The 17,662-nt window shown below is 70.6% G+C and carries 13 protein-coding genes; 7 read left to right on the forward strand and 6 right to left on the reverse strand.

All coding sequences use genetic code 11. The features are described 5' to 3' along the window. Window positions 1-89 precede the first annotated feature (89 nt). Window positions 90-890 (reverse strand): cytochrome c, encoded by an 801-nt coding sequence (locus tag ACE3TE_RS10365; protein ID WP_374604690.1) that lies wholly within the window; start codon window positions 888-890, stop codon window positions 90-92. 185 nt (window positions 891-1,075) lie between these two features. Between ACE3TE_RS10365 and yihA the strand changes: the two genes are divergently transcribed. After that, window positions 1,076-1,663: a ribosome biogenesis GTP-binding protein YihA/YsxC gene (gene yihA, locus ACE3TE_RS10370; RefSeq protein ID WP_374604692.1), complete on the forward strand. Its 588-nt coding sequence runs from the start codon at window positions 1,076-1,078 to the stop codon at window positions 1,661-1,663. Window positions 1,664-1,667: 4 nt separating this feature from the next. Here yihA and ACE3TE_RS10375 read toward each other — a convergent pair whose 3' ends face one another. The 3 genes from ACE3TE_RS10375 to ACE3TE_RS10385 are packed head-to-tail and all read right to left on the reverse strand — an operon-like array spanning window position 1,668 to window position 4,669. Continuing rightward, a complete protein-coding gene (locus tag ACE3TE_RS10375) occupies window positions 1,668-2,150 on the reverse strand; it encodes a hypothetical protein (protein WP_374604694.1) in 483 nt (160 codons plus the stop codon). A gap of 27 nt (window positions 2,151-2,177) precedes the next feature. Then, window positions 2,178-3,089 (reverse strand): ABC transporter permease subunit, encoded by a 912-nt coding sequence (locus ACE3TE_RS10380; protein WP_374604696.1) that lies wholly within the window; start codon window positions 3,087-3,089, stop codon window positions 2,178-2,180. Further along, window positions 3,086-4,669: an ABC transporter substrate-binding protein gene (locus ACE3TE_RS10385; protein WP_374604698.1), complete on the reverse strand. Its 1,584-nt coding sequence runs from the start codon at window positions 4,667-4,669 to the stop codon at window positions 3,086-3,088. The genes ACE3TE_RS10380 and ACE3TE_RS10385 overlap by 4 nt, the downstream gene beginning before the upstream one ends. 54 nt (window positions 4,670-4,723) lie before the next feature. On the opposite strand from ACE3TE_RS10385, the gene ACE3TE_RS10390 reads away from it, so the two are divergent. The 3 genes from ACE3TE_RS10390 (at window position 4,724) to ppc (ending at window position 9,637) form a co-directional block, all read left to right on the forward strand. Then, on the forward strand, window positions 4,724-6,088 hold the full coding sequence (locus tag ACE3TE_RS10390; protein ID WP_374604700.1) for a glutamate--cysteine ligase: 1,365 nt from the start codon (window positions 4,724-4,726) through the stop codon (window positions 6,086-6,088). Then, a complete protein-coding gene (locus ACE3TE_RS10395; protein ID WP_374604702.1) occupies window positions 6,088-6,813 on the forward strand; it encodes a UPF0149 family protein in 726 nt (241 codons plus the stop codon). The genes ACE3TE_RS10390 and ACE3TE_RS10395 overlap by 1 nt, the downstream gene beginning before the upstream one ends. A gap of 97 nt (window positions 6,814-6,910) precedes the next feature. Further along, window positions 6,911-9,637, forward strand: coding sequence for a phosphoenolpyruvate carboxylase (gene ppc, locus ACE3TE_RS10400; protein WP_374604703.1), 2,727 nt, complete (start codon window positions 6,911-6,913; stop codon window positions 9,635-9,637). A 49-nt stretch (window positions 9,638-9,686) separates the two neighbouring features. Here the strand turns inward: ppc and ACE3TE_RS10405 are convergent, their stop codons facing one another. Beyond that, the gene (locus tag ACE3TE_RS10405; protein ID WP_374604705.1) at window positions 9,687-10,031 is read right to left on the reverse strand and encodes a hypothetical protein; all 345 of its coding nucleotides are present in this window, start codon (window positions 10,029-10,031) and stop codon (window positions 9,687-9,689) included. Window positions 10,032-10,163: 132 nt separating this feature from the next. On the opposite strand from ACE3TE_RS10405, the gene ACE3TE_RS10410 reads away from it, so the two are divergent. Beyond that, complete coding sequence (locus ACE3TE_RS10410) at window positions 10,164-10,703, forward strand: hypothetical protein (RefSeq protein ID WP_374604707.1); 540 nt, start codon at window positions 10,164-10,166, stop codon at window positions 10,701-10,703. A 43-nt stretch (window positions 10,704-10,746) separates the two neighbouring features. On the opposite strand, the gene ACE3TE_RS10415 is transcribed toward ACE3TE_RS10410, so the two are convergent. Beyond that, window positions 10,747-13,995 (reverse strand): amidohydrolase family protein, encoded by a 3,249-nt coding sequence (locus ACE3TE_RS10415; protein WP_374604709.1) that lies wholly within the window; start codon window positions 13,993-13,995, stop codon window positions 10,747-10,749. A gap of 278 nt (window positions 13,996-14,273) precedes the next feature. Between ACE3TE_RS10415 and ACE3TE_RS10420 the strand changes: the two genes are divergently transcribed. After that, on the forward strand, window positions 14,274-15,092 hold the full coding sequence (locus tag ACE3TE_RS10420; protein WP_374604711.1) for a GGDEF domain-containing protein: 819 nt from the start codon (window positions 14,274-14,276) through the stop codon (window positions 15,090-15,092). A 114-nt stretch (window positions 15,093-15,206) separates the two neighbouring features. Next, entirely contained in the window at window positions 15,207-17,615 is a 2,409-nt protein-coding gene (locus ACE3TE_RS10425) for a TonB family protein (protein ID WP_374604713.1), read from the forward strand. The last annotated feature ends 47 nt before the right edge of the window (window positions 17,616-17,662 follow it).

Raw genomic sequence — 17,662 nt, forward strand, 5'->3', positions numbered from 1 at the left:
GGTGGCTCCTTGGAAAGGTCGCCTACCTGACCACGGCCGGCAGGCAAGGTTCAAAACACGGCGGCCCGGCGGGCCGCCGCGTCACGGGTTCAGCCCTGCGGCTGGCCGGCGGCCACCGCGTCGGCCGACGGGGTGTCGGCGGCGTTGTGCAGGCCTTCGATGTAGCTGGCCAGGGCCTGGATCTCGTCATCGCTCAGGCTGGCGGCGACGCCGGCCATGATGGCGTTGGCGTTTTCGTCCTTGCCCCAGACCTTGCCGTCGCGGAAGGCGGTGAGCACGGTGGCGGTGTAACCGGCGTGCTGGCCACCGAGCGACGGCCAGGCCGAACCCGGGTTGCCGGCGCCGGTGGGGCCGTGGCAGGCGGCGCAGGCCGGGACCGAACCGTCGGCCTTGCCGTAGCGGTAGATCTGCTCGCCCACCGAATAGAACTTGCGGTCGGCATAGGGGCCTTCGGCGATCACGGTGTCGTCGGCCACGCCGGCCACGATCTTCTGGCTGGCGAAGTAGGCGCCGATGTCACGCATGTCCTGGGCGCTGAGGCCGGCGGCGAAGCCGAGCATGATTGCGTTCTCGCGCTCGCCGGTCTTGTACAGCGACAGCTGGCGGGCGATGTAGCGCTCGTGCTGGCCGGCCAGCTTCGGGTACTGCGGGTCGGCGGAGTTGCCGTCGGCGCCGTGGCAGGCGGCGCAGGCGATGGCCTTGCCGGCACCGGCCTGGGCATCGCCGCGGCTGGCCTTGGCGCCGTCGACCTCGAGGGCCTCCACCGGGGCCGGCACGGCCTCGGGGGCCGCCGACACGGTGGCAGCGGGCTCCACTTCGGTCTCCTGGGCCACGGCCACGGCCGAGAAGGCCAGGGCGGCGGCGACACCAAGGATGCGCGTGAACTTCATGGGCTGCTCCGGAAAGCTGGTTTCAATGGGATGAAGGGCTTGCGCGGCGGACGCGCAGGAAGGCGCGGATTATCCCAGCCGGCGCCCGCGACGGTCAATTGAGCCGGGCCCCGGCCGGGGCCAAGGCTGGTCAGGAAGGCCGGCAGGGGCCATGCTTGGCGCCTTTCCCGCCCCGGCGACCCCTGATGTCCAACGCCCTGGCCCGTGCCAAATACATCAATTCCGTGCATTCCCTGCGCCAGCTGCCGCCCGACGACGGCCGCGAGGTGGTGTTCGCCGGCCGTTCCAACGCCGGCAAATCCAGCGCGCTCAATGCCCTGACCAACCAGAAGGGCCTGGCCCGGGTGTCCAAGACGCCGGGCCGCACCCAGGCGCTGAACTACTTCGAGATCGACCCGGGCCGCTACCTGGTGGACCTGCCGGGTTACGGCTACGCCAAGGTGCCCGAGGCGATGCGCGAGGCCTGGAAGGGCACGATCAACCGCTACTTCCACGAACGCGCCTCGCTCAAGGGCCTGGTGGTGGTGATGGACATCCGCCACCCGCTGCGCGAATACGACCTGCAGATGCTCGACTACGCCGTCGAACGCGAGCTGCCGGCGCACTGCCTGCTGACCAAGGCCGACAAGCTGGGCCGCGGCGAGCAGGGCAACATCCTGCTCAAGGTCCGCAAGGAGCTCGGCGACCGCGCCAGCGTCCAGGTCTTTTCCGCCGACGCCAAGCTCGGCCTCGACGAAGCCCGTGCCGTGGTTACGGGTTGGCTTGAAGTCTGAGCCTTCAGCGCGGGTGGCGCCCGCAGTACACCAGCCGGTCGGTGGGCTTTCGGTCGGGTGACACCAGCAGGTCGTCGAGGTAGTCCGGGACGTACCAGTCGTCCCAGGGCATGAGCCCGAAGTAGGCGTTCACGAATTCATCGACGATGTCGCTGCCGACCACTTTGGCGCCGACGAACCCGACGTCCCTCAGCGACTCGTTCGGCATCCCGGGCCGGGCGAGCGCGCTGGCGCGGCGCCCGACCACCGGCCATTGCCCCAAATCCAGGGCATCCCGGCTGACGAACAGCTTCGAGAAGATGCTGTCGGCGGCAGGCTCCCACGACTCGCTCCACGCCCCCCTGGCGTCGAACAGCGCGATCGCCACGCAGTTGAGCAGGTCGGGTTCGCGCCCGACGACCTGGCCGGGACAGTGGCTTCCGTCCCTGAGCGGGACCAGGAAAACATCGCCGATGACCCAGGGGTGTTTTTTCCGGCGTGCACTCAAGGGATGTCTCCTGGCGGGAAGCAGGGTTTACCGAAGCCGCGGATCCATGCGGCCGCGAAGCCAGTCCACCAGCGCGTTGATGACCACGATCGCCGCGCCGACCACGAGCACCACGCCCAGCACCAGCGTGTAGTCGCGGTTGAGCGCGCCCTGCACGAAGTATCGCCCGATGCCCGGGATGCCGAACACTTGTTCGACCACCGCCGAGCCGCTGACCACGTTGATCAGGGCCGGGCTCAGCCAGGCGACCACCGGCAGCAGCCCGGGCCGCAGCGCATGCTTGAACAGCAGCCGCGCCCCGGCGATGCCGCGTCCGCGCGCCGCGCGCAGGTAGTCGGCGCCCAGCACTTCCAGCAGCGAGCCGCGGGTGAGTCGCGCGCAATAGGCCAGGTTCGGCAGCGCCAGCGCGATGACCGGCAGCACCACGCTGCGCCAGCTGCCGTCCCAGCCGCCGGCCGGCAGCCACTGCAGGCTGACCGCGAACACCAGCACCAGCAGCGGCGCGACCACGAATTTCGGGATCGACAGTCCCAGCCCCGCGCCGAACATCAGCAGCCGGTCGGTCCAGCTGCCCGAGCGCAGCGCCGCCCATGCGCCCAGCGGCACGCCCAAGCCCAGCGCCAGCAGCAGCGCCAGGCTGCCATTGAGCACGGTGATCGGCATCGCCGCAGCCAGCAGTTCGCTGACCCGGTAGTCCGGGTACTGGAACGAGGGCCCGAGGTCGCCGCGCACCACGTCGGCCACCCAGTAGACGTATTGCATCGGCAGCGGCTGGTCGAGCCGGTACTGGGCGGCCAGCGCGGCCTCCACCTCCGGCGGCGCGGCTTTTTCAGCGTCGAAGGGGCCGCCCGGCGCCGCGCGCAGCAGCACGAAACACAGCGTGGCCAGCAGCCACAGCGTCAGCAGCGCTTCGGCGCCGCGGCCGGCCCAGGCCTTCATGGCGCGGGCTCCAGCGACAGGAAGCGACTGGGGTGATGGTCCAGCGGGTTGGCCTCGAAGCCCTTCACCTCCGGCCGGACCAGGTGCTTGGATGTGTAGAAGTAAAGCGGCAGCACCGCATGGGCGTCGAGCAGGCGCGATTCGGCCTCGCGCAGCAGCTGGCGGCGTCGGGCCAGCGTCGGCGCGGCGTCGGCGGCGTCGAGCAGGGCATCGAAGCGTGGATCGGCATAACCGCTCCAGTTCGAGGCATCGCCGCTGCGGAAGATGCCCAGGAAATTGCGCGGGTCGTCGATGTCGGCGATCCAGCCGCCGCGGAAGACCTGGGTGATCACGCGCTGGCGGCGCGTACCGACGAAGACCTTCCATTCCTCGTTGCGCAGCGTGACGCGCGCGCCCAGGGTTTCGCGCCACATGGCCGCCACCGCAAGCGCCAGGCGCCGGTGCGGCGTGGAGGTGTTGTAGCGAAGTTCGACCTGCAGCGGCTTTTCATCCGAGTAACCGGCCTGCGCGTACAGCTCCCGCGCCCGCTGTTCGCGACGGGCCTGGGTCCAGGCACCGGCCGCTGGCACCGGCGGTTCGTAGTCGGCCACGCCCGGCGGCACCACGCCGAAGGCCGGGCTTTCGCCCAGGCCGGTGACGTGGCGGGTGAGGATGTCGCGGTCCACGGCCAGCGAAAGCGCCTCGCGCAGCGCCGCATCGCCCTTGAACGGGGGGCGTTCGAGGTTGAAGCCGAGCCAGAAGCTGCCCAGGTAGGGGCTGATGCGCAGCTGGTCGCCGAAGCGTTCGCGCAGGTGCGCCAGCGGCTGCGGCGGCAGGGTTTCGGTGATGTGCAGGCCGCCGGCCTCGAAGCGGCGCAGTTCGCTGGCGGCGTCTTCGGTCACGTGGAAACGCACGCCGGGGATCGGCGCCGGCTCGCGGAAGTGTGGGTTGCGTTCGAGCGTCACGTGCGCCTGCGGCAGCCAGTCGGCCAGCCGGTAGGCGCCGTTGGACACCAGGTTGCCGGGGCGGGTGTGGCGGGCGCCGTGTTCGGCCAGCGCCGGCAGGTAGACCGGGTAGGCCACCGGCAGCGTCAGCAGGCGGGGCAGGTCGGCGCTGCGGCTGAGGCTGAAGACCAGCGTGTGCGCGTCCGGCGCGGCCACGCCCAGGGCCTCGGGCGGCTGCAGGCCGCGCTGCACGGCGCCGGCGTGGGTGATCGCATCCAGATGGCCGGCGAAGGGCGCGGCCGTGGCCGGGGCGAAGGCGCGGCGCAGGCTGGCCAGCACCTGCGGCGCATCCAGGGATTCGCCGTTGGACCAGCGGGCGTCGGGGCGCAGGTGGAAGGTCCAGGTGCGGCCGTCTTCCGATGGCTGCCAGCGCTCGGCCAGGCCCGGGACCAGCCGGCCGGCGCCGTCCACCGCCACCAGGCCCTCGAACAGGTCGCGCAGGATGTTGGCGCAGGCCACTTCCGGGCAGCGGTGCGGATCGAGCGTCGAGGGCTCGGGCCCGTTGCCGCGCTGCAGGGTCTGCGCCAGCGCGGCGCCGGAACAGAGCAGGACCGCCAGCAGGACGCCAGGCACCGCGGCGCGGGTTACGATTCGCATCCCCGGATTGTAGGCCAGCGGCCGGCCGTCCCCACCCCCTCGCAAGGACTCCTCTTGTCCGGACCCAGCAACGCCAAGGACGACCCGATCACCGACCACCGCGTGCTGGTCGATTACCTCGCCACGGGCGGAAAACCCCCGGAGGCCTGGCGCATCGGCACCGAGCACGAGAAGTTCGGCTTCCGGCTCGAGGACCTGCGGCCGCCCACCTGGGACGGCGAGCGCGGCATCGAGGCCCTGCTGCGCGGGCTGACGCGCTTCGGCTGGGAGCCCTTCGAGGAGCACGGCAAGCTGATCGCGCTGGCCAAGGACGGCGCCTCGGTGACGCTCGAGCCGGCCGGCCAGCTGGAGCTGTCGGGCGCGATGCTGGAGAACATCCACGACACCTGCTGCGAAACCCACACCCACCTGCGCGAAGTGAAGGCGGTCGGCGACGAGCTTGGCCTGGGTTTCCTGGGCATGGGCTTCCAGCCCAAGTGGCGCCGCGAGGACATGCCCTGGATGCCCAAGGGCCGCTACAAGATCATGCGCGAGTACATGCCCAAGCGCGGCAATCTCGGCCTGGACATGATGACCCGCACCTGCACCGTGCAGGTGAACCTGGACTTCGCCAACGAAGCCGACATGGTGAAGAAGTTCCGCGTGTCGCTGGCGCTGCAGCCCATCGCCACCGCGCTGTTCGCCGATTCGCCGTTCACCGACGGCAAGCCCAACGGTTACCTCAGCTACCGCTCGCACATCTGGACCGACACCGACCCCGACCGCACCGGCATGCTCGACTTCGTGTTCGAGGACGGCTTCGGCTTCGAGCGTTACGTGGACTACCTGCTCGACGTGCCCATGTACTTCAGCTACCGCGACGGCGAGTACCTGGACCTGGCCGGCCGCAGCTTCCGCAAGTTCCTGCGCGGCGAGCTCGACGAACTGCCTGGCCAGCTGCCGACGATGCGCGACTGGGCCGACCACATGACCACCGCCTTCCCGGAAGTGCGGCTGAAGAAATACCTGGAAATGCGCGGCGCCGACGGCGGCCCCTGGAACCGGCTGTGCGCGCTGCCGGCGTTCTGGACCGGCCTGCTGTACGACGACGCGGCGCTGGATGCAGCCTGGGACCTGGTGAAGGACTTCAGCCGCGAAGAACGCCACGCGCTGCGCGACGGCGTGCCCCGGCACGGCTTCAAGCTGCCGTTCCGCAATGCCACGCTGCGCGAGCTGGCGCTGGAAGCGCTGAAGATCTCCGGCCAGGGCCTGGCGCGGCGCAACCGGCTCAACAGCTCCGGCGCCAGCGAGGCGGTGTTCCTGGAGCCGCTGCTTGAGTTCGCGCTGGCCAATGAAACCCCGGCCGAGCGCAAGCTGGCCCTGTTCCATGGCGCCTGGGGCGGCAGCGTCGATCCGGTGTTCCGGGAGTTTGCGTACTGATGGCCACAGCAAAAGCCGACTGGTTCCGCGCGGACGATGCCCGCATCGACGAACTCGACCGCCTGCTCGAGCAGCGCGCCGTGCCCTTCGGCGGCCTCGGCCTGGAGCCGCTGGACGGTTACCTCACCGCGCTGGCGGTCAGCCCCGGCGAGGTGACGCCGGCCGACTGGCTGCCCCGCGTCTGGGGCAAGGCGCCGCCGCGCTGGGAGAACGCCGAAGAAGAAGCCCAGGCCACCGCGCTGCTGATGCTGGCCTGGGAGACCGCCCGCCGCCGCGTACGCGTGCCGGGCGACGACCTGACGATCGAAGGCGCGCTGCTGTGGTGGCTGCCCGAGGATCCCGAAGGCGAGCACGGGCCGGAGGTCGACATCGGCGCCGCCTGGGCCGGCGGCTTCCTGGAAGGCATGGACCTGCGCTCAGAGGCCTGGGATGCGTGGATCGCCGAAGACGACTGGATCGGCGAAGTCGAGGCCTACATCGAAGCCCTGGCCGTGGGCAGCTACCCGCCGGAGGAAGAGGGCGGGGCGCCGGTGCCGCTCGATTACCGCGAGCGCCTGGAAATCCACGCCGGCCTGCCGGACATGCTGCACGACCTGCACTGCCACCGCATCGAATCCCTGACCCCGCGCGAACCCGTCCGCCGCGCCGCCACCCCCGAACGCAACGACCCCTGCCCCTGCGGCAGCGGCAAGAAATACAAGAAGTGCTGCGGCACCAACCTGTAGGAGCGCCTTCAGGCGCGAATTTGTTCTTGGCCAACGGCCAAGTTAAAGGATTCGCGCCTGAAGGCGCTCCTACATGGGCTTGGGGTAGGCTTTGCGGATGAGCCAAATCCCCGAATCCCTGCGCGACATCGACCTGCCCGCCACCGACGACCTCCTGCGCGAGGACGTCAAGCGCCTGGGCGCCCTGGTCGGCGAGATCCTCGCCGAACAGGTCTCGCCGGCCTTCCTCGATGAAGTCGAAACCCTGCGCATCGCCTCGATCCGCCGTCGCGAGGACGGCGCGCCGCTCGAGGACGTCGCCAGCCGGCTGCGCGCGCTGCCGCTGGATCGCGCCGAACTGCTGGTGCGCGCCTTCGCCAGCTATTTCCAGGCGGTGAACCTGGCCGAGCGCGTGCACCGCATCCGCCGCCGTCGCGATTACCAGCGCCTGGGCGAAGCGCCGCAGCCCGGCGGCCTCGAGGATTCGCTGCGCAAGCTGCGTGACGAAGGCGTGCCCGCCGAAGCCGTGCTGGCCCTGCTGCCGCGCCTGCGCGTGGAGCCGGTGTTCACCGCCCATCCCACCGAGGCCGTGCGCCGCGCGCTGCTGGAAAAGGAAAGCGAAGTCGTGCGCTGCCTGGTCGAGGACATCGACCGCAACCTGACGCCGCAGGAGCGCCGCGCCGACATCGAACGCATGCGACTGGCCCTGACCGCCAGCTGGCAGACCGACGAAACCCCGCCGGAAAAACCCACCGTCGCCGACGAATTCGAACACGTCGCCTATTACCTGTCCGACGTGCTCTACCGCGTGTTGCCGGTTTTCCACGAAACCTTCCTCGACGCCCTGCACGCCGTCTACGACAAATCCCCCGGCGAACTGCCGCCGCTGCTGGGCTTCGGTTCCTGGGTCGGCGGCGACATGGACGGCAACCCGAACGTCGGCGCCCACACCATCGCTGCCACGCTGTCGAGCCAACGCGCGATCGTGCTCGGTCGGTACCGCCGAGAACTGGAGAAGCTGGCCGACCTGCTGAGCCAGACCGAAGGTCGCGTCGGCGTGTCCGACGCCATGATCGCGCGTGCCGACGATTACGCCCTGCGTTTCCCGGACGCCGCCGACGCCATCAAGGCGCGCCACGCCGACATGCCCTACCGGCGCTTCCTCAGCCTGGTCGCGGCGCGCATCGAGGCCACCGCCGGCGATGACAAGGACGGCTACGCCAGTCCCGACGACCTGTTGGCCGACCTGCGCCTGGTCGAAGCCAGCCTGCAGCAGCACCGCGGCGACCACGCCGGCGGCTTCGCGGTACGTCGCTTGCTGCGCCGCGTGCAGGCCTTCGGCTTCCACCTGGCCACGCTCGACCTGCGCCAGGAAAGCAGCCAGCACGACGCCGCGCTGGCCGCGGTGTTCGCCGACGAAGGCTTCCCCGACCGCGACTGGCAGGATCGCGCGCAGCGTCTGCGCGACCTGCTGGCGGACACGACGAAGGCCAGCAACCCGACGGCCGACGACGCCCGCTCCGTGCTCGACGTGTTCCGCACCGTCGCCGATTCCCTGCCGCGCTACGGCGCCCGTGCCATCGGCCCCTACATCATCTCGATGAGCCGAAGCGCCGCCGATGCGCTGGCCGTACTCACACTGGCCAGGCTGGGCGGCTGCGTCGACGGCAATGGCGACGTGCCGCTGGACGTGGCGCCGCTGTTCGAAACCGTCGACGACCTCGACAACGCCGCCGACACCCTGCGCTCGCTGTTCGCCGATCCGGTCTACCGCGCGCACCTGCGTTGCCGCGGCGACCGCCAGGTGGTGATGCTGGGCTACTCCGACAGCGCCAAGGACGGCGGCCTGGTCGCTTCGCGTTGGGCCCTGCAGCAGACCCAGGTGGCGCTGACGTCACTTGCCGCCGAAGCCGGCGTGCGCATCGCGTTCTTCCATGGTCGCGGCGGCTCGCTCTCGCGCGGCGGCGGCAAGACCGGCCGCGCCGTCATCGCGGCGCCGCGCGGTTCGGTCGACGGCTACCTGCGCCTGACCGAACAGGGCGAGGTGATCCACCGCAAGTACGGCATCCGCGCCATCGCGCTGCGCAACCTCGAACAGGCGACCGGCGCCGTGCTGCGCGCGACCCTGCGCCCGCGCCAGCCCGAACCGCGCGAAGCCCGCTGGCGCGAAATGGCGGCCCACATCGCCGCCACCGCGCGGGCCCACTACCGCGGCTTGGTCTACGAAAGCGAAGGCTTCGTGCCTTACTTCCGCGACGCCACGCCGATCGACGTGATCGAGCGCCTTCGCATCGGCTCGCGCCCGAGCAAGCGCGGCAACGCCGGCGGCGTGTCCTCGCTGCGCGCGATTCCCTGGGTCTTCGCCTGGTCGCAGAACCGCTGCGGCCTGACCGCCTGGCTGGGCGTGGGCACCGGCCTGGCCGAAGGCATCGCGCGCTACGGCCAGGACGCCGTGGCCGAGATGGCCCGCGACTGGCCCTTCTTCGCCACGCTCGTGGACGACGTCGAGATGGTGCTGGCCAAGTCCGACCTGGGGATTTTTGAACGTTATTCGCAGCTGGCCGGTGATGCGCACGCGCGCTTCTTCCCGGGCATCGCCGAGGAGTTCGCCCGCACGCGCGAGGTCATCCTCGCGATCAAGGACAGCCCGCGCCTGCTCGACGGCGACTTCCGCCTGCGGCAGTCGATCCGCCTGCGAAACCCTTATGTCGATCCGATCAGCCTGCTGCAGGTGGACCTGCTGGCGCGCTGGCGCGCCGAAGGGCGGCCCGAGCAGGGGCCGCTGTTCCATGCGCTGGTGACCACGGTGAACGGCATCGCGGCCGGCGTGCAGAACACCGGCTGAGGGGACGGGTGCAATTTCCCTAAGGAAATTGCACCCGTCCCCTTACCGGCTAGGGATTACGCACGTCGGCCAGCACCCAATGATCGCCCGCCAGCCACTTCAGCCGCTGCTTCAGGATGCCGCTGGAAATCGAGGTGGTGGCGTGCAGTTCGATCTTCAGGTCTTCCTGCTTGCCGACCACCGTGGCTGCCGGGTCGGTGGCGCCCAGCGCCTCGTCGACCTCATCCGGGTCTTCCTGCATCGCGCGCCAGCGCTGGAAGAGGGTGTCTTCGCGCAGGGCCGCCTGCAGCTCGCCCGCCAGCCCTTCGGCGCCGTCGGAGCGGAAGGACAGGCTGGGCTCGGCGCCGCGCGCCTCGGAGGGTTTCGGCAGGCGCAGGATGTATTTGACGGCCATCAGGCTTCTCCTTGGATTGCATCGGCGAATACCCCGAGGTTACCCCGCGTTGCCCGCCAAAGGCTTGCTGCTGGCGGAACCGGCCGCATTAGTGCGTAAGCGAAGGCACGATCCCCGAAACCGGAGCCGGCCATGCGCCATTCCCCACTCGCCCTCGTTCCCGCCTTGGTGCTGTTGGCTGCTTGCGGCAGCGACAAGGCCCCCGATGCGCCGCCAGCCGACACCAGCAAGGCTGCCGCCATCATCGCCGCCGCCGCCGACCAGGCGAGCCAGGCCCCGGGCAAACCCGGCAACCGCGCGCTCGCCGCGCCCCTGCCGGGCGGGGTGCTGCCGGACTTCCCCTACAACGCCACCGTGGACATGAGCACCACTGCTGGCATCACCATGCGCCAGATCCACCTGGACCTGCCCGAACACGGCGCCCAGGCGGCGATGGACCGCATCGTGGCCCAGTTCGAAGCCGCAGGCCTGGACGTGGGCGACCAGTCCCAGGAGAAGAACACCCTCGTGCGCTCGGCGTGGACGTCGGTCGAAGGCGGCGCCAAGGGCATTGCCGTCGTCGACGCCGGCGGCAGCCACGTCGTGATGATGGCCACCGACTACGAGGCCGACCACAGCCGTCGCGACGACGGCTATGTCGCCGCGCTGCGCCTGCAGGTCAGCTCGAGGTAGGGTCGGCCCGTCACCGCGTCGGCTTTCGGGCCGGGTGGCCGCGTCAGTGCCGGTGCGGATCCGACTTCGGGCAGTGGCAGGGCACCGTCGGGCCGTAGCCGACGCCGGCGGGCACGCCGGCGGCGCCGCCGCGCTGCCAGAAGAATTCCGGCGCCGGGCGCTGCCTGCCGCCGATTTCCGACAGGTCGTTCGCGTTGAACAGCCGGCCGTTGACCATCACCATCGCGGTGTCGTCGCTGCGGCGGATGTCCTCGAGCGGGTTGCCGTCGACGACCACCAGGTCGGCGCGCTTGCCGGTTTCGATCGAGCCGATTTCCTTGTCCAGGCCGAGGTAGGCCGCGCCGTCGATCGTGGCCGCGCGCAGCGCTTCGAACGGCGTGAAGCCGCCCTGGTTGAGCGACCAGATCTCCCAGTGCGGGGCCAGGCCCTGCATCTGGCCGTGGCCGCCAACCAGGATCGGCACGCCGCTGTCGCGCAGCTTCTTGGCGGCCCTGGCGACTTCCACGTGGTAGTAGTCCCACTCCGGGCCGGCCTCGCGGCGGATCGTGCGGTCATCCACCGAGCCCTTCGGGAAGAAGCGGTTCAGGCGCTCGTTTTCCCAGAGGTTGTCCTTGGCGTACCAGTAGTACTCGGCGTTGAGTCCGCCGTAGTTGACCACCAGCGTCGGCGTATTGCCGACGTCGGTGTGCCGCCACAGCTCCATGACGTCGCGGTACAGCGGCGCGACCGGGATGTTGTGTTCGATGCCGGTGACGCCGTCGACCACCATGGTCATGTTGTGCTGGAAGGTGCTGCCGCCTTCCTCGACCACCAGCATGCCCAGCTCGCGCGCGGCCTGGTTGATCTGCTGGCGCTGGTCGCGGCGCGGCTGGTTGTAGCTCTTCACCGAGAACGCGCCGTTGGCCTGCATGCGGCGCAGGTGCGAACGCGCGTCGTCGAGCGAATTGACCACCGCCTTGAAGTCGCCGTCGGCGCCGTAAAGGATGGTGCCGGTCGAGAACACGCGCGGGCCGACCATCTTGCCGGCCTTCACCAGTTCGGACTGGGAGAACACGAACTCGGTCGTCGCCGACGGGTCGTGCATCGTCGTGATGCCGAAGGCCAGGTTGGCCGCGTAGGCCCAGTTGTTCTGCGGAACCACGCCCTGGCCGAAGTGCGCGGCGTGCGCGTGCACGTCCACGATGCCCGGGAACACGGTCTTGCCGGCCACGTCCACTTCGCGGGCGCCGGCCGGGATGGCCACGTCGCCACGCTTGCCCACGGCGACGATGCGCTTGCCGCGCACCACCACCACGCCGTCCTCGATGACTTCCTGGTCGTTGTCGGCGTCACGCATCGTCACCACGCGGCCGCCCACGAGCGCGAAGGTGTCCTCGGGCTGGTCGCTGTTGATGCGCAGGCCCACCGGCACGCCGGCGTCGGCCTTGCCGGCCGCCAGCGCGCGCGTGTGGTAGCGGTCACCGACCATCCAGTGCACCGACTTCGAGTCCGCGCCCCAGTGCAGGTAGCTGCCCATGTCGGTGCCCAGCGCGGTCACCGGCACCGCCTTGGTGTCCTTGTTGAGCTCGATCGAACCGCCGGTGGCCGGCAGCGGCGCCACGTAGCCATTGAACAGCTCGGTGAAGGCCACCGACTTGCCGTCCGGGCTGATCGCGACGTGGTCCACGTATTTGAGGCTGAATACTTCGCGCGGCTGTTCGCCGTGCAGGCCGGCGCTCATCAGCTTCTTCTCGAGGCCGCCGCCGGTAAGGAAATACACGCGCTCGCCGTCGGCCGAGAACTGCGGGTCGGCGCCGTTGCCGGCGATTTCCACCGGCTCGCCACCGGCCGCCGGCATAACGAAGATGCCGCGGCTGCCGCTCCAGAGGCTGCCGGTGAGGCCGCCGCCGCCCTGGCGCGAATAGACCACGCGCGAACCGTCGGGCGAGTAGCGCGGGCCGTAATAGAAGCCCGGCTCGGTGCTCAGCTTGCGGCTCTGGCCGCTGGCGAGGTCGAGCTCGTGGATCGCGCCCATCGCCTCGTCCGACCAGGTGGTGAACAGCAGCTTGCGGCCGTCGCGACTGAAGCTGGGCTGGTACTCGAAGCGCGAATCGTCGTTCATCAGCCGGCGCGGCTGGCCGTTGGGCAGCGCCTTGGTCCACAGCTGGCCGACCGCGTGGAAGACCAGGGTCTTGCCGTCGGGGCTGGTGGCGACGTCGCGGATCATCTTCGGCGCGAAGCTGTCGCCTTCGATCTTCTGCTCGAAGCGCAGCGCCGGCAGCACGCTCTGCTCAACCTGCGCGGTGAACGGAATATTCGCCGGCTTGCCACTGGCGATATCTACCTGCCAAAGCTTGCCCTGCGCCCACAGCACCACGGCCTTCGAGTCGGGCGTCCAGTCGAAGCCGGGGTAGGGGCCGAAGATCGCCCAGGCCTCCTGCTGGTCATGCGAGAGGCCGTCCCAGACCGGGCGCACGAAGCCCGAGTCGAGGTCGATCACGTGCAGCACCGACTTGTCGCGAACGCGCTTCACGAACGCCAGCTGCTTGCCGTCGGGCGAGGGCTGCGGGCGCACCGCGCCGCCGGCGCCGGCGACCACGGTCTGCGTTTCGCCGGTTTCGCGGTCCAGGCGCTTGATCGCGTAGATGGTGCCGTGCACATTGCGGTTGTACTGGAACATGCCGCCCGGGCTGATGTCCTCGGAGTAGTACACGTAGCGGCCGTCGGCCGACACGGCGGGTTCGCCGAGGTCCTGCTGGTCGTTCTTGCGCTTGGTCAGCTGCAGGCCGCTGCCGCCGTCGCGGTGGAACATCCACAGCTCGCCCGCACCGAGCGAACGGCCGGAGGTGAAGTGCTTGCGGCCAACCAGGTACTGGCCGTCCGGCGTCCAGTAGGGGCTGTTGAGCAGGCGGAAATCTTCCTTCGACACCTGGGTGGCGCCGCTGCCGTCGGCCTTCATGCGCCAGAGGTTGTTGCCGCCGCCGCGGTCGGAGGTGAAGGCGATTTCCTTGCCGTCGGGCGAGAAGCGCGGCTGGATGTCCCAGGCCGGGCCGCTGGTGAGGCGCCGGGCCTGGCCACCGCCGGCGGGGAGCTCGTAGATGTCGCCCAGCATCGAGAACACGATGCGGCCGCCGTCCGGGCTCAGGTCCAGGTCCAGCCAGGTGCCTTCGTCGGTGTCGAAGCGCACCGTCTTGCCCTTGGCGTGCGCCGACTGCACGTCCCACTTGTCTTTCTTGTCCTTGTCGGCGGCCTGGGCGGTGGCGGTGAGGGCCAGGGCGAGGCCGAGGGCGAGGGCAAGCGGGCGAGGCGTCATTGAAAGGCTCCGGGAGATGGGGCGAAACGACCGACTCTAGGCCAAGCGCGGGTCCGGCCCCTAGGCCGAAGGTCATGGGCCCCTGAAAGCGTGAGCCGCCTCCCAGCTTCGGAAGGGGACTGCCCGGCTTGCTTGTGCTGGGGCGCCGGCTGCCGGAAAGTAGCCGCATGGACGCCGCCCCCCGCCGTTGTCGCCCCGTGTTTCCGGCTGTCTTGCTGCCGGCAGGCCTTTGCGCCGGGCCGGCGCTGGCTGCCGGCACCGCCCCCGCACCCGCGGGCGTGGCCTTCGCCTGGCTGATGGTGGGCCTGGCCCTGGGCCTGGCGGCGGCGATGCTGGCCTGCTGGACGGTGATGCGCGAACGGCTTCAGCCACGTGAAGGCTGGGGTCCGCAGGCGGGCGCCGCGCTGGCGCTGCTGGTGGCGGCGGTGTTTCTGGCGGGTTCGTATCCGTGGATCCTGGCCGTGGCCGGCGCCGCCGTGGCAGCCTGGGGCCTGTGGCTGGTGCGCAGCCTGTCGGGGCGCATGCGCCAGCTGCTGCACGAACGCGACCACGCCCGCGCCGAAGCCAGCCGGGTCAAGGCCGATTCCGAACGCGACCCGCTCACCGGCGTGCTCAACCGCGGCGCCTGGCGCGCGCGCCTCGAGCGGCTGTCCGAAGACACCCAGCAGGACAAGCGCCCGCTGTCGGTGCTGTTCTTCGACATCGACCTGTTCAAGCTGATCAACGACAGCCTCGGCCACCAGGTGGGCGACGACTGCCTGAAGGCCGTCGCCGATACGGTGGCGGCCGAACTGCGCGGCGGCGACATCCTGGGCCGCCTGGGCGGCGAGGAGTTCGCCGTGGCGCTGCCCGGCGCCCGCCGCATCCACGCCCTGGCCGTCGGCGAACGCGTGCGCACCGCGGTGCAGAAGCACTGCCAGCTGGTCGGCGAAGAGGTCGTCGAGCTCACCGTCAGCGTCGGCGCTGCCGAATACCTGGGGCCCGAAGAAACGCTCGACGCCCTGGTCGACCGCGCCGATCGCGCCATGTACACGGCCAAGGACTCTGGCCGGAACATGGTGGTGGCGGACGCCGCCGTGCCGCCCGGCGCAAACTGACCCGTCCCGGGGGCCGTTCAGGCCCGCTTTTCGCGTTGGCCCAGCTTGAGCCAGCGATCCCGCGCCAGCGGGCGTATGCTGGCCCCGCGCAGGACGAATCGGGGGGTTGGTTGCATGCGCAGCGTCATCCAGGTCGGGGACCGCATCGGGCCGTTCACCATCGTCGCCAAACTCGGCCGCGGTGGCATGTCCACGGTCTACAACGCTTACGAAGCCGGACTCGAGCGCGAGGTCGCGCTCAAGGTGCTGCCGATCGACCTGCTCGAGGAGCCTGGCTTCGCCGAGCGCTTCGAACGCGAGGCGCGGCTGATCGCCAAGCTTGAGCACCCGCACATCGTGCCGCTTTACAACTACGGCATCGACGAAGGCGTGCCGTGGATGGCACTGCGCCTCGTGCGCGGCGGCCACCTCGGCGAACGCCTGGAGCGCGACGCCATCGGCCGCGAGGCCGGCCTGGCCTATTTCACGATGGTTGCCGACGCCCTGGACCATGCCCATAGCCTGGGCGTGGTGCATCGCGACCTGAAGCCGCAGAACGTGCTGCTCGGCGAACACGGCGAACTCTACCTCGCCGACTTCGGCATCTCGCGCATGCTGCAGGGCCGAACCACGATCACCAGCACCGGCGCCGTGCTCGGCACGCCGCAGTACATGTCGCCCGAACAGGCCCAGGATTCGCAGGTGGGGCCGGCCACCGACATCTACGCGCTGGGCGTGATGGTCTACCAGTGGATGACCGGCGTGCTGCCCTTCGACGCCGATACGCCGTACGCGGTGATGTACAAGCACGTGAATGCACCGCTGGCACTGGGGCCGCTGGAGCCGTTTCCCGAACGTTCCCGTGAAGTGCTGGCGCGCGCCCTGGCCAAGGCCTCGGACGAGCGCTGGCCCAGCGCCGGCAAGTTCATCGAGGAGCTCGCCGGTGCGCTGGGCGTGCAGGAAGTGCCGGGGCAGGTGCTGGCGGCCGGGCGGCTGCCGTCGTCGGTGGCCGCGGCGATCTCCGCGCGCAAGCTCTCGCGCGTGCCGGCCGCGCCGACCGAGTTCATGGGCCAGACGCCGACCGGCACGCCGCCGGTGGGCATGCGCACGCCGCGGCCGGACCTGGAAACGCCGCGGCAGGGCATCGCCACCCCGCGCTCGGGTTCGAACCACCCGGTGCAGCCGACGATCGTGCAGGGCGCGGGCTTGCCGGAAGCACCAACCGCGGCGGGCCGCGCACTGCCCCCGACCGGCGGTGCGGGCGGCGGCGCCGGGAATGGAGGCGACGCTGGTGGCACGGTCGGCAGCAGCAGCGGCCAGGTGCCGCCGGGCGAACTGCAGTTCCGCCCGCGCACCCCACCGCCGCCCAAGGCGAAAATGGACCCGAAGCTGCTCGGCATCGGTGCCGGTTCCGCCCTGCTGCTACTGCTGGTGCTGGTGTGGGCTTTCAGCGGCGGCGATGACGAGCCGCCGCTCGCCGAGCCGGTGATCGCGGCCGAACCCAGCGAAGCCGAAGCGGCCCCCGAAGACCCCGCCGAACCGCCGCCGCTGCCCGCCGGCGACGCCCGACTGCTGCTCGAGGCGGACCTTGCCTGCGACCTGTCGATCAACGGCGTGCGCCGCGGCGAGCTCAAGGCGATGACGCCGCTGCGGCTTGAACTGGCCCCCGGCCGCTACCAGCTCGCCTGCGCCCCACCCGCACACCCGGACGTCGTCTCCTCGCAGGTGGCGACGGTGGTTCGCGAGGAACCGACCGTCGCGCTGTTCGAACTCAAGTACGAGATCGAGGAGCGCGAGCGGCAGAAGCAGGCCGCCGAACGCCGCCGCAAGGAGCAGGCGGAAGCCGAGGCACTGGCCCGGCAGCGCCAGGAGGACCAGGAGGCCGCCGAGGCCCGCCGCCTGGTCGAAGAGGCGAAGCGCCGCGAGGAGGACCGCCTCGCCCAGGAGGAACGCAAGCTGCAGGAGGCGCGCAACGCGGCGGAGCGTCGTCGCCGCGAGGAAGCGCTGAAGCTCGACGAGGCGCGGCGTGCGGCGGCTGCCCGCCGGAGCGGCACCAGCCCGGCCCAGGCCAGCGTGGCAGCCGCGCCGGACACCGGCGACCAGGCCCGGCAGGAAGAAGCCCGGCGCCAGGCCGAGGCCCGGCGCTTGGCCGAGGCAAAACGCAAGGCCGACGAGGAGGCCGCCCGCCGGGCGGCCCGGACGGCAGCGGCAGTCCCGCCGCCCGCTCCGGCGACATCACCTGCTGATGCCGCTGCGGTAGCTGCCGCCCCCGCTGTCGCGGCACCGCCGCCGCGGCGACTGACGCCCGTTCCGGTCAGCACGCCGCAGCCGTCCTATCCGCCCAATGCGCTGCGCGGCGGCATCACCGGCGACGTCCAGGTCGAAATCACGATTGGCCGCGATGGCCGGGTCAAGGACGTGCGCGTGCTGCAGTCGCGCCCGCGCGGCACCTTCGAACGCGAGGTCACGAACACCGTTCGCAACTGGCGCTTCGAAGCACTGGACGAAGAGGCCACGCTGACGCGCACCTTCGTCTTCCGCTAGTCCGTCCCCTGCAGGGTAGGAGCGCCTTCAGGCGCGAATCCCCTCTT

Origin of the sequence: Arenimonas sp. (assembly GCF_041919775.1) — a bacterium.
GTDB lineage: Bacteria > Pseudomonadota > Gammaproteobacteria > Xanthomonadales > Xanthomonadaceae > Arenimonas.